Consider the following 13117-nt stretch of genomic DNA (forward strand, 5'->3'; position numbering starts at 1 on the left):
GTGACTTCCTGTGACCACCTATGCAGACATCCCCAAACCCATCCGCTCCGGATTAGTCATCGTCGACCCCGAGCGCGGTACGCCCCAGCGCATCATCGTGCTCCAGTTCAACCCCGACACCTTGGAACGTTCGGTTCAGCCGCAGGCTGCCGGAGGTGAGGGGGACGGAGGTGGAGGTGGGAGCGGAGGCGGAGATCGGAACGAGGCGCTGCGGCTGAAAGGGCCGGCGCAGGAGTCGTGGAAGTTCACGGCGGAGATCGATGCCACGGACCAGCTGGATGTGGCGGCGCCCGATGGGATTCACCCCCAACTCGCCGTGCTGGAGATGCTGGTGCAGCCCACGACCGCGCAACTCCGGGCGGCCTCGCATCTCACCAAGAAGGGCACGATTGAGATCAGCCCGATCGAGACGCCGTTGACGCTCTTCACATGGGGCAGTAAGCGGGTCATGCCGGTTCGGTTGACCGAGTTGTCGGTGAACGAGTCGGCGTTCGACGTGTATCTCAATCCGATTCGGGCGTCGCTGAGCATCGGCATGAAGGTGCTGACGGTGAGCGATCTGCCGGCGGGGCATCGGGGAGCGGAGCTGTACCTCGCGCATCTGGCGCAGAAGGAGCAGTTGGCGCGGGCGGCGCAGGGTGGGAGTTTTGCGCGGCTCGGGCTTGGCGGGAGGGGGATCTGAGGGTGATTGAGCCGTATGAGAGGGCGTTGGACGACGTTCCCGGGGCGCATCCGTATCCACGGAGCAGTCGGTATCACGGGGCCGAGATCGGGGTGTACCGGGCCGAGGACGGGACCGAGGTGAGGTACGTCAAGCGGAGGCTGCTGCCGCCGCTGGGCGAGGCGGCGGAGGAGAGCGTGCCGCATACGGTCAGCGCCGGGGAGCGGGCGGATCAGCTCGGGCAGCGGTACTTCGGGGATCCGGGGCAGTGGTGGCGGATTGCCGATGCCAATCCGGTGCTGGATCCACGGGAGTTGACCGATGAGCCGGGGGTGGAGATAGCCGTGCCGTTGCCCGGGGGATTCCCGGGTGGGATGGGCAGGCTGGGCGGGCCGGGGGTGCGGGATGGGGGATGACCAGCCCGTTGGGCAGGGGCCCATTCATGTGTCGCTGTATATGGGGCCGAAGTTGGCGCGGCCGGTGCCGGCCGAGGTGATGGAGGCGCTGCTGTCGGTGCAGGTGACGAGTACGGCGGGTGAGCGGTCGGGGTTTCAGATTGCCTTTGACCTGACCAAGAAGGGCGCCCTCACCGAGCGGTTGCTGCCCGAAGGGTTCTTCGACCCGAAGACGCGGGTGATTGTGGCGGTTTCGGTGAAAGGGACGCCGTTCGTGCTGCTGGACGGGTTGATCGTGCGGCAGGAGGTGGGGGCCAGTAATCAGCCCGGGCAGACGACCCTGACCGTGACCGGGGAGGACCTGACGCTGCTGATGGACCTGGAGGAGCGGGCGGACCGGTATCCGAATCTCGCGCCGTCGCAGCGGGTGGAGCGGATTCTCGGGAAGTACGCGGATTACGGCATCGATGCGCGGATCATCAGGGAGCAGGTGCCGCAGTCGCCGCGGGAGCAGGTCCGGGTGGATTTCCAGGTGGGGACGGATCTCCAGTATGTGAATGAGCTGGCCAGGGCGAACGGCTATACGTTCTACCTCGACCCTGGGCCCGTCCCGGGGCGGTCGACGGCGTTCTGGGGACCCGAGCAGCGGCTGGGGCAGCGGCAGCACGCGTTGAACGTGAATATGGATGTGAACTCGACTGTGGATCAGTTGACGTTCGCCTACGACGGGACCGCTCGCGAGGAGCCGCAGGCCCGGGTGCAGGATCCTGTGACGCGGCGGGCGCCGTTGCTCGCGCAGCCGGATATCAGTCCGTTGCGGCCGCCGTTGGGGCTGCGGGCGTCGCCGGCGCTGAAGCGGAAGACGCTCGCCGGGACGGCGAAGATGGATGAGGCGTTGGCGAAGGCGGAGGCCTTGGGGCGGGCCGCCATGTCTGCCGATGCGATTTCGGGGTCCGGGCAGTTGGACGTGAACAGGCACGGATATGTGCTGCTGCCGCGGGAGCTGGTCGGGGTGCGTGGCGCCGGGGTGACCTATGACGGTGACTACTACGTGAAGAGCGTGACGACGAATATTCGGCCCGGTTCCTACCAGCAGAACTTCACGCTGTCGCGCGAGGGGCTCATTGCGCGCAGCGACACCGTGCGTCCGTAACACCACTCGGCAGACCGGGAAGACCGGGAAGACCAGCACGACCAGGAAGACCGGGAAGACCGGGAAGACCAGGACGATCAGCGCGACCAGGACGATCGGGATGACCGGGAGACAGAGGGATAGGGATGGCCGGCGCAGCGAACAACCGCTTTCTCGGGAAGTTCCGGGGGCGGGTGGCGGCGAATGACGACCCGTCGGGAATCGGGCGGCTCAAGGTGCAGGTCCCGGACGTGCTGGGGGACGAGGTGTCGACCTGGGCCCTGCCGTGTTTTCCGTTCACGGGCGAGAAGGCCGGCCAGGTGGTGGTGCCGTCGGTCGGGGCCGGGGTGTGGGTCGAATTCGAGCAGGGGGATCCCAGTTTCCCGGTGTGGACGGGGTGTTGGTACGGGCGGCGGGACGAATTGCCGGAGGACGCGCAGCGGGATCCGGCGATCTCACATCCGGTGGTGATCCAGACGCCGGGAAAGCACAAGATCGTGATGAGTGATGTGCCCACCGAGGGGATTCTGCTGGAGGCACCGGGCGGGGCGTATGTGCGGATCGATGCCACGGGGGTTCATTTCAGTAATGGACTCGGGGCGTCGATTTCCTTGACGGGTGATCACGTCGTCATGAATGACGGCCGGTTGACGGTGCCCAAGAAGCGCTGACGGGAGACGGGGGAGGCAGGGCAGATGGCGAGTGGGAATGTCGTCCATGGTGGGTCGGCCATCGCTTGTCCGCACGGCGGGCGGGTGGTGTCGACCACGCACGGCGGTGCGGCGACGGTGCGGATCGACGGTGCGCCGGTGGCGACCGCGGCGGATCTGTTCGCCGTCAGCGGGTGCACCCATACCGAGGCGGGGCGTCCCCAGCCGTGTACGAGCGTGCGGTGGACGCCGGGCAGCGGTGGTCAGGACGTGTGCGTCGACGGGGTGCCGGTGCTGCTGGACACCACGGCGGCGATGTGTTTCAGCGCCGGGCTGGTGCCGCAGGGGCCACCGGTCGTGGTCGCCGACAACCAGGTAAGCGGGGCGCGGCAGGGGGTTTTCAGTCGATGAGCGCGATGCGGGCGATACGGGCGATACGACAGCCGGTGCGTACGGAGATTGCGTTTCCCTTTCGGATCGACCGGCGGGGGCGGACCGCGCACGCGGACCACGACGCGCATGTGCGGGATCTGATCGAGCAGTTGTTGTTCACCAGTCCCGGTGAGCGGGTGATGCGGCCGGACTTCGGATGCGGTCTGCTGGACCTCGTCTTCACCCCGAACAGTCCGGAGTTGGCGTCGGCCGTGGAGTTGTCCGTCCAGGCCTCGTTACAGCGGTGGCTGGGGGATCTGATCGAGGTCGAAGCGCTGGACGTGGTGAGCGAGGAGAACGTGGTGCGGGTGTATCTGCGGTACGTGGTGCGCTCCACCGCGAGCCGGCGTGACGAGGTGTTCGAAGGCCGGGGCGCGGGCTGGGGCGAGGGGCGGGGCGAGGGATGAGCCGGCAGCGACGGGGCGGCACGACGGATACGTCGACATGCCCTGCGGACGGGCGTCGCGGGCGGGTCAGGGCCGCGCGCCTCAACGGCATCGATGCGGTGGAGGTCGCCGACGACGGGGTGACGTTGACGGTCACCTTTCTGGGGAAGGCGCCGCACGGGCTGTGTCCGGAGAACGTCCGTATTGACGGCGGGCGCCGGATCACGGGGCTGGCGGCCCTGGAGGTCTCCGTCGAGCGGGAGGAGGATCCCGAGCTCGACGACCGGTTGTTCGTGACGTTGGACCGGGCCGGTGACACCTCGCGGTATCGGCTGTCCCTGGTCGGGACCGACCCTTACGGGCGGCCCGGCACCGAACCGTACGAGGGCTTCGACCAGCGGTACTTCAGCCGGGAGTTCTCCTTCCGGCCCGATTGCCCGAGCCCCTTCGACTGCGCCGAGGACACCGGCGAGGGCGACAGTCCGGACACCCTCGGGCCGGCCCCGGTCATCGACTACACCGCCCGCGACTACGAGACCCTGCGCCAACTCGCCCTGGACCGGCTGCGGCTGACCACCCCCGACTGGGTCGAACGCAATCCGGCGGACCTGGGGGTGACGCTGGTCGAGCTGCTCGCCTACACGGCGGACCAGATCAGCTACCAGCAGGACGCGGTGGCGACCGAGGCGTACCTCGACACCGCGCGGCGGCGGGTGTCGGTGCGGCGGCACGTACGGCTCATCGACTACCCGATGCACGACGGGTGCAGTGCGCGGGCCTTCGTGTCCGTGGACGTGGCCGCGGAACTCACCCTGCTGCCCGGCGAGTTCCGCTTCGCGGCCGTCGACAGCCGCACCTACGGGCCGCGGGACCGGCCGGAGATCGGCACGGTCATCGACGACCGGGATCTGGCCGTGCTGGACGAGCGGGGCGTGGTCGAGGTGTTCGAGCCGGTGGCGGCCGATGCGCCGCTCGCCCTGCGGCCCCAGCACAATGCGATCCGACTGTGGACCTGGGGCGGGGAGGTGTGCTCCCTGCCGAAGGGGGCGACGGCCGCGACGCTGCGGGACGAGTGGGCGGACGACTCCTGCGACGCCCGTGTCCTCGGCCTCTCCCCCGGTGATCTGCTGCTCTTCGAGGAGGTCAAGGGGCCCCGTACGGGCACGCCCGGCGACCAGGACCCGGCGCATCGGCAGGTGGTCCGGCTCACCTCCGTCACCCCGGCCGTCGATCGGCTCGACGAGCAGCCGGTGCTGGAGGTGACCTGGGCACCACAGGACGCACTGGCCTTCGGGCTGTGCCTGTCCACCCGGGGCGGTCCGGACTGTGCGCCGGTGGCGGACGTGAGTGTGGCGCGCGGCAATGTCGTGCTGGTGGATCACGGGCGGTCGATCGGCTTCGGAAACGCCGACGACAACGTGCCCGAAGCAGTCACCGTTCCCCCCGTCCCGGCCGTCCTGGACTCCTGCGGTCCGCCCGCGTTCGGCTGCGGCGACCGCCAGGGCGGCGGGAACACCACCGCTCGGGCCGTCAACCACCTCATCAGGAAGACGAGTTGTCATGAGGCGCTGACTCCGGACGACGTCCGGGAGCTGTTCCGGGTCGTGGGCGAGGAGGCGACCGTACGGGCCGGGCTCGGCCTGGAGCTGTCGGGCCGGCGGCGCGAACACGTCGTGCCGGGCACGGTGCACGAGCAGGCCGGGGCGCTGCGCACCCTGCTCGCCCAGTCCGTCTACCCGGGGATCGCGCCGCGCTTCCGGCCCGTGCTGCACCGCTCCCCCGTCGCCCAGACGGTGCCGTTCCCGGATCCGGCGCAGGTGGCTGCCGGGCAGGCCGACCGGCTGGCGGGGATACCGGAGCGCGTGCGGGACCGCCTGGTCGAGCTGTGGCGGAGCGCCCGGGACTGCGACGGGCTGTCGGAGGAGGAGATCGCCGAACTGGCCGTGGTCTTCGGCCTGAAGGTCCTGGAACGGCTGGAGCTGCGCCGGCACCCCGTACGGGCCCTCCGCGAACTGCTGCACCGCGCGGACCGGCTGCTGGACGCCAAGCTGCGCCGGCTGGAGGTCCTGACGGCGCGGGCCCGTGCCGGAGCTGTGCTGGACGGCCGGATCGCCTGGGAGATCGCGCAGAGCTGGAGCCCGGCGTATGCGGTGGGGCTGCATCCGGACGAGCCGGTGCTGCACGGGCCGGCGGCCTCCCTGGTGCCCGATCCGCGGGCGGCACTGCCCGCCGTACGCCTCACGGAGAACGGCGAGAACTGCGAGAACTGCGAGAACGGCGAGAAGAGCGAGGAGAGCGAGGAGAGCGAGAAGAGCGAGAAGAGCAAGGGCGGGGAGGCCGGCGAGGCCGGCGCTACCCGCAAGGTCGGCAAGGACGGCGAGGGCAGCGCGGGCGGCGGGGAACGGACCTGGGAGCCGCGCCGCGATCTGCTGTCCAGCGGCCCGCGCGAGCGGCACTTCGTGGGGGAGATGGAGGACGACGGGCGGATCGCGCTGCGCTTCGGGGACGGCCGGTACGGCGCCCGGCCCACCCCCGGCAGTCGCCTCACGCTCCACTACCGCCTCGGCGGCGGCCGGGCCGGGAACGTCGGGGCCGAGGCCATCAACCACCTCGTCCTCAGCCGCGAGGGCGCGGAGTCCGAGGCCGCCGAGCCGATGCCGGTCGCCGGCGTACGCAACCCGCTCCCCGCCACCGGCGGCACCGAGCCCGAACCCGTCGACCAGGTGCGGCAGCTCGCGCCGCTCGACCTCAAGCGCACCCGCCACCGGGCCGTCACCGCGGCGGACTACGCGGAGCTGGCGTCGGCGCTGCCGGGCGTGCAGCGGGCGGCCGCGGAGATCCGCTGGACGGGCAGCTTCCAGGAGGCGCACGTGGCGATCGATGCGGCGGGCACCGGCCGGCCGAGTCCCCGCCTGCTGGAGTCGGTCGCGTACGCGCTGGAGGGCTACCGGCGGATCGGGCACGACCTGGTCGTGGAGCCGGCCCGGACGGTGCCGGTGGACCTGGCGATCGAGGTGTGTGCCGCGCCGGGGCACCAACACGGGCAGATCCTGGCCGAGTTGTACCGGGTGCTGGGCAGTCGTCGGCTGTCCGGCGGCCGGCTCGGCTTCTTCCACCCGGACGCGCTGACCTTCGGCGAGCCGGTCCGGCTGAGCCGTCTGGTCGCGGTGGCCGCGGCCGTGCCGGGCGTGCGGGGCGTACGGGTGACCCGGCTGCAACGGCTGTTCCATCAGGACGAGGGAGAACGGGAGGACGGTGTGCTGCGGCTCGGCCCGCTGGAGATCGCCGTGTGTGACAACGACCCGGAGCGGCCGGAGAACGGCCGGCTGGCGATTGAGCTGGGGGGCGCCCGATGAACACCTGGAGCGGCGGCTGCGGATGTGGCTGCGACGGCGGAAGCGGGGGAAGCGGCGGCCACGACGAACGCCGCGCCCCCGACGCCCTCTACAACCCGCCGGGCCGGACGGCCCTGGACTACCGCGTCGGAGACTACGGCAGCTTCCTCGCCGGGATGCTCGACCGGCTCGCCTCGCCCGCCTACCCGGCGCTGCGCGGCCTGACCGTGCGGGCTCCGGACGACCCGGCGATCGGGCTGCTGGACGCCTGGGCGGTGCTCGGTGACGTGCTGACCTTCCACGGCGAGCGGATCGCGGACGAGGGGTACCTGCGGACGGCGAACGAGCACCGGTCGCTCGCCCTCCTCGGCCGGTTGGTGGGGCACCGGCCGCGGCCGGGGGTCGCGGCGGACACCCACCTCGCCTACACCCTCGACAAGGATCCGCGCGCCGAGGACCTGCCGGTGGTCGTTCCGCGCGGCGCGCGCAGCCACAGCGTGCCGGCCGCGACCGGCGAGGAGTCGCAGACCTTCGAGACCGACGAGGACCTGACGGCGCGCTGGGCGTGGAACGAGCTGGCGGTGCGCCGGCGCCGCCCGGGCCTGCTGGCCCCCGAGGACCTGGCCAAGCGGTCGGAGCTGTTCGTGGCGGGCACGAACACCTCGCTTCAGACCGGTGACCAGCTGCTCTTCGACTTCGGCGGGACGCAGCAGCTGCTGTTGCCGGTGGCGCGGGTGCGCATCGACCGAAGCATGGACGGCACCGGCGGCACCGGCGGCACTGACGGCGCCGGCGGCACCGGTGTCACCGCGATCGGTCTGCCGCGGTCCGCGCCGCCCACGGTGCAGGAGCTGGTGGACGAGGTACGGCAGTGGATCACCGAGCCGGAGGACGGCGGCGGCCCGGACGATCCCGACTGGCCCGGCCCGCCCACCCCGCAGACCCCCAACCCGCGGCCCGTCAGCCGGCTGATCGAGACCTTCGACGTCCAGGTGCTGGCGCCGCTGCGCAAGGACCTGGAGGGCGAGGCCGGGAAGTCGCCGGCCGCGTTCGCCGCGCGGCTGGCCGGACCGCACGAGCGGCTGGTCGAGGCGCAGGCGCTGGCCGCGCCGTACGAGGAGGTCGCGGCCTGGTTCGAGGAGCTGGCGGCGGTGGTCGGTGAACTGCGGGAACGGGCCGGGGAGTTGGATCCGGCCCGTGCGGTGCCGGCCACGCCGAAGCCGACGGCCGCCGGCGGTCAGGGGGCGCCGGCACTCCGGGCCCTCGGCGCCCTGCTGCCCGCCCTGCGCACCCGGGTCGTCCGCCCGCCGTCCGGTGCCCGGGGCGGCTCCGGCCGTCCCTTCGCGCCCGGCTCCGACCTGTCCGCGCGGCTGCTGTCCGCCTTGGACCCGCGGCTCGCGGACGGGATGTACGCGGCGTGGCGGCAGACCGCACCGACCGCCCCCGCCGCGCTGCGGGAGCTGCTGGCGATGCGGGTGACCGCCGCGCCCTTCGGGGCGACCGCGCCGCTCAAGCCCGTCCAGGACGACCGGGGCCGGGTGATCCGGCAGGCCGACTGGCCGCTGACCGGCGGTGTGCTCACCAGCATGCGGATCGTCTACGACACGGCCGGGAAGGTTCCGGTGCGGGCGGAGTTCGAGCACATCGAGACCGGCGCGACGGCGCAGCACACGGTGGGTCTGCCGGCGGACGAGACCTTCCCGCTCGGCCCCGGGCGCGTGGAGCTGTCCACCCGGACCGGGCAGGACCACGATCTGGGCTGGCTGGGGCGCCGGCCGACCGACTCGCAGGAGTCCGGGATCACCGCCCGGCTGCTGCCGGGGCTGCCCGAGCGCACGCTGTTCGTGGCCCGCCCGGACGACGAGGACCGGATCGAGGTCGCGCTCAACAACGGCCGGACCCAGACCTGGCACCTCAAGCCGGGCGAGCAGCACCAGGTCCGGCACGGCGAGTACGAGGTGACCGTGCGCCGTACGCCGGGGAGCGAGCCGGCCGCCGTGGAGATCGGCATCGCCACCGTCCCGGCACCGGCCAACCGCCTTGTGCTGCCGCTGGATTCGGTGCAGGACGGCATCACGGTCGGCAGCTGGGTCGTCGTCCAACGGCCCCGCAAGGGCGCCGGCGGCGACGACGGCATCCCGGGCGACAAGAAGCTGGCGTCCGTGACGACCCGGGTGACCGGGGTGCGTACCGCGGCGTACACCGACTTCGGCATCACCGGGCGGGGCACCGAACTGACCCTGGCCGACCCCTGGTTGGACGAGCACGACGTGGTGCTCTCGGCCATCCGGGACACGACCGTGCACGCCGGCGGCCAGGTGCTGCGGATGGCGGACGAGCCGCTGGGCGAGGACGTGCACGGCAACGAGCTGGAGCTGGAGGAGCTCTACGACGGGCTCTTGCCGGGGCGCCGCCTGATGGTCTCCGGCGAGCGCACCGACCTCCCCGGCCCGGCCACGCTCCGCGCCACCGAGCTGGCGGTGATCGCCTCGGTCGACCAGCGGCTGGATCCGGACCTGCCGGGCGACCACGTCCACACGGTGCTCACGCTGACCGCGGACCTCGCCCACCGGTACCGGCGGGACACCGTCCGCGTTCAGGGCAACGTCGTGCCGGCCACGCACGGCGAGAGCCGGGACGAGCCGATCGGCAGCGGCGACGCCGCCCGCGCCAACCAGACGTTCGCGCTCTGGCAGTCGCCGCTGACCTGGCTGCCCGCGGACAATCCTCTGGGCGCCACGCCGGAGCTGGAGATCCGCGTCGACGGGCTGTTGTGGCACGCGGTGGACAGCCTGGCCGGCCGCGGCCCCCGGGAGCGGGTGTACGTGACGGGCACGGGCGGCGACGGCCGGACGACGGTGACGTTCGGCGACGGCGTGCACGGCGCGCGGCTGCCGAGCGGGCACGACAACGTACGGGCCAGGTACCGCTTCGGCACCGGTCGGGCCGCGAACGTCGCGGCGAACCGGATCACCCAGGCGGTCACCCGGCCGCTCGGGGTGACCGGTGTGACCAATCCGCAGCCGGCGAGCGGCGGGGCGGACGCCGACGGGCCGGGCCTGACCCGGCGGACCGTCCCGCTGTCCGTGTCCGCGCTGGACCGGCTGGTCTCGCTCACCGACTACGAGGACTTCGCGCGCTCCCGGGCCGGCATCGGCCGGGCGTCGGCCCGGGAACTCTTCGACGGGCGGCGGAAGGTGCTGCATGTGACGGTGGCGGGGGTCGACGACATCCCTCTGGCACCGGATGCGGAGGTGCTTCGGGCGCTGCGGTCCGCCCTGGCCGAGTACGGCGACAGCCGGCTGCCGGTCCGGGTGGACGTGCGCGAGCCGGTGCTGCTGCTGTGCCTGGCGAAGGTGAAGGTGGCGCCGGACCACTCCTGGCCACTGGTGGAGCCGCGGGTGCGACAGGCGCTGCTGGCCCGACTGGGCTATGACGGGCGGGAGTTGGGGCAGCCGGCGCAGCTGTCCGAGGTGCTGGCCGCGGCCCAGTCCGTACCGGGCGTGGACTTCGTCGACGTGGACGCCTTCACCGGGGTCCCGGCCTCCGCCACCCCGGACGAACTCGCCGCGCTGTCCGACCGGTTCGCCGGCCCGCCCGCAGGCGGGGAGGCACCGCCGCCCGCGTCGGTACCGGCCCGGCTCGCCCGGTACCACGAGCAGATCCACGAGGTGGTGTCGGACGGCGGTGAGACGCTCACCGGCATCGCCGCCCACCACGGCATCCCGCTGGCCGAACTGCTGCGCCTCAACCCCGACATCACCGACACCCGGCCGCTGCCGAAGGGCCGCGCGGTCTGCGTGTTCCGCGGTGTCCGCCCGGCGCAGCTCGCGCTGTTCTCGCCGCAGGTGGCGGACACCCTGATCCTCACGGAGGTGACCCGATGACCACGAGCAGGGAGCCGGACGGGCTCGCGGAGCTGCTTCCGCAATGGCACCGGCTGCGGGACTCGGAAGATCCCGAGCAGGGCGAGCCGCTCCGTGCGCTGCTGGCGGTGCTCGCCGAGCAGGTGGACCGGGTGCGCGACGGGGTGGCCCAGCAGTACGACGACTGGTTCGTGGAGACCGCGGCGGAGTGGGTGCTGCCGTACCTCGGGGACCTGGTGGGCTACCGCCCGCTGCCCGGGTACGAGCGGGTGCTGGCGACCGGGCTGCGGGACGGCGGGCTGCCGGACTCCTCGCGCCGGCGGCTGGCCGAGGCGCTGGCACCGCGCCGGGACGTGGCGGCGACGGTCGGCAACCGGCGGCGCAAGGGCACGTTGGCGCTGCTGGAGGAGCTGTCGGCGTCGGTGGCGGGCTGGCCGGCGCGGGCGGTGGAGTTCTCCCGGCTGGTCGCGCACCAGCAGCCGGTGAGGCTGTACGGGTCGGGCACCGAGGCCGTCAACGCCCGCCGGCGCGGGCGCGGGCGGCTGGTGGACGTACGGGACGGGGCGGCGCTGGACCTGGCCGGCGGGCCGTTCGGCACGGTGGCCCGCTCGGTGGACGTGCGGCGGGTCGACTCCCCTCGGACGCAGGGGGGCTACACCCCGGCCGGGGTGGGGTTGTTCGTCTGGCGGCTGAAGCCGTACACGGTGACGCGGGCGCCCGCGTACTGCATCGACCGGGCCCGCAACCTGTACACCTTCTCGATCCTGGGCAATGACACGGCGCTGGTGACCCGGCCGGAGCCGGAGCCGTCGGCGGCGCACCTCGCCACCCTCGACAACGTGCCGGCCGCGATCCGGCGCCGGCAGCTGCACGACCGGCTGGCGGACTACTACGGGCCGGGGAAGAGCTTCGTCATCCGGCGGGACGGCCATGACACCCCGGTGTCGCTGTCCGACATCGTCGTCGCGGACCTGAGCGACTGGCGCTACCGGCCCAGGCGCGGGCAGGTCGCCGTCGACCCGGAGCTGGGCCGGATGGCGTTCGGCGCGCGGTCGGCGCCCCGGCAGGGCGTATGGGTGGACTACCACTACGGGTTCGGGGACGAGCTGGGGGGCGGCGAGTACCCGCGGGAGCGGGAGACCGACCCGGACGCGGCCGTCTACCGCGTCGGGCCGGGCCAGGCCTTCCAGCGGATCATGGACGCCTACGGGGCGTGGCAGCACGACCGGCGGGCCGGGCGGTGCGGCCCCGCGGGGGTCATCGAGATCACCCACAGCGGCGCCTACCAGGAGCAGCTGGACTTCGACCTGGACCCCGGCGACCGGCTGGAGCTGCGCGCCGCGGAGGGCACCCGGCCCGTCATCCGGCTGCTCGACTGGTACAGCAACCGGCCGGACGCCCTCAACATCCGGGCCCGGGAGGCCGATTGCGCGGTCGGCGAGCGGCCGCGGATGGTGCTGGACGGGCTGCTGGTCACCGGTCGCGGGCTCCATGTCAGCGGGCCGATGGGCGCGTTGGTGCTGCGGCACTGCACCCTGGTGCCGGGCTGGTCCCTGGAGCCGGAGTGCGCACCGCACTCCCCCGAGGAGCCGAGCCTGGTCCTGGACCGCACGACGGCGTGCGTGGAGATCGACCGGACGGTCCTGGGCACCATCGAGGTGATCGGCGACGAGGTGGGCACCGACCCGCTGCCGATCCACCTGCGCGACTCCGTGCTGGACGCCACCGGGTCCGACCGCGAGGCGCTGGCGGCGCCGGACTGCCGGCATGCGCATGCGGTGCTGTACGCCCATCGGACGACGGTGATCGGCGAGGTGCACACGCATGCCGTGGAGCTCGCCGAGAACTCTCTGTTCACCGGCCGGATGCAGGTCGCCCGGCGCGGGATCGGCTGTCTGCGGTTCAGCTATGTGCCGCCGGGGTCGCGCACCCCGCGCCGCTACCGCTGCCAGCCGGACCTGGCCGGTCCCGATGGGGGTACCTCCCGCTCAAGCGGAGCCGAGAGTGGGGGAGCCGCGCGGGTGCGGCCGCTGCTGCGCGGCGAGCGCTACGGCACCCCGTGGTACGGGCAGTTGGCGGCGGGTTGCGCGGAGGAGATCCGGCGGGGCGCGGAGGACGGCGCCGAGATGGGCGCGTACCACGACCTGTACCAGCCGCAGCGCGAGGACAGCCTGCGGGCCCGGCTGGCGGAGTACACACCGGCGGGGAGCGATGCGGGGGTGGTGTTCGTGACGTGAACCGCCCGCGCACCCCGCGCCGC

At 72.7% G+C, this 13117-nt stretch carries 9 protein-coding genes; all 9 read left to right on the top strand.

Annotated elements, in window-relative coordinates; genetic code table 11:
* The first annotated feature begins 10 nt into the window (after positions 1-10).
* The 9 genes from AB0C96_RS10535 (at position 11) to AB0C96_RS10575 (ending at position 13094) form a co-directional block, all read left to right on the top strand.
* Positions 11-682, top strand: a complete 672-nt coding sequence (locus AB0C96_RS10535; RefSeq protein ID WP_362915755.1) for a hypothetical protein — start codon at positions 11-13, stop codon at positions 680-682.
* Positions 679-1077 carry a hypothetical protein gene (locus AB0C96_RS10540; protein WP_362915901.1) on the top strand — a complete coding sequence of 133 codons (399 nt, stop codon included), beginning with the start codon at positions 679-681 and terminating at the stop codon, positions 1075-1077. The genes AB0C96_RS10535 and AB0C96_RS10540 overlap by 4 nt, the downstream gene beginning before the upstream one ends.
* Positions 1067-2209, top strand: a complete 1143-nt coding sequence (locus AB0C96_RS10545; protein ID WP_362915757.1) for a hypothetical protein — start codon at positions 1067-1069, stop codon at positions 2207-2209. Before AB0C96_RS10540 ends, AB0C96_RS10545 begins: the two co-directional genes overlap by 11 nt.
* A 125-nt stretch (positions 2210-2334) precedes the next feature.
* On the top strand, positions 2335-2859 hold the full coding sequence (locus tag AB0C96_RS10550) for a phage baseplate assembly protein V (RefSeq protein ID WP_362915759.1): 525 nt from the start codon (positions 2335-2337) through the stop codon (positions 2857-2859).
* A gap of 24 nt (positions 2860-2883) precedes the next feature.
* A complete protein-coding gene (locus AB0C96_RS10555) occupies positions 2884-3249 on the top strand; it encodes a hypothetical protein (RefSeq protein ID WP_362915761.1) in 366 nt (121 codons plus the stop codon).
* A gap of 5 nt (positions 3250-3254) precedes the next feature.
* Positions 3255-3677, top strand: coding sequence for a GPW/gp25 family protein (locus AB0C96_RS10560; RefSeq protein WP_362915903.1), 423 nt, complete (start codon positions 3255-3257; stop codon positions 3675-3677).
* Positions 3674-7012: a putative baseplate assembly protein gene (locus tag AB0C96_RS10565; RefSeq protein WP_362915763.1), complete on the top strand. Its 3339-nt coding sequence runs from the start codon at positions 3674-3676 to the stop codon at positions 7010-7012. The genes AB0C96_RS10560 and AB0C96_RS10565 overlap by 4 nt, the downstream gene beginning before the upstream one ends.
* Positions 7009-10878 (top strand): putative baseplate assembly protein, encoded by a 3870-nt coding sequence (locus tag AB0C96_RS10570; protein WP_362915764.1) that lies wholly within the window; start codon positions 7009-7011, stop codon positions 10876-10878. The genes AB0C96_RS10565 and AB0C96_RS10570 overlap by 4 nt, the downstream gene beginning before the upstream one ends.
* Positions 10875-13094 carry a hypothetical protein gene (locus AB0C96_RS10575; protein WP_362915766.1) on the top strand — a complete coding sequence of 740 codons (2220 nt, stop codon included), beginning with the start codon at positions 10875-10877 and terminating at the stop codon, positions 13092-13094. The genes AB0C96_RS10570 and AB0C96_RS10575 overlap by 4 nt, the downstream gene beginning before the upstream one ends.
* Positions 13095-13117 lie beyond the last annotated feature (23 nt).

The organism is Streptomyces sp. NPDC048506, assembly GCF_040651315.1.
Taxonomy (GTDB): Bacteria; Actinomycetota; Actinomycetes; order Streptomycetales; family Streptomycetaceae; genus Streptomyces.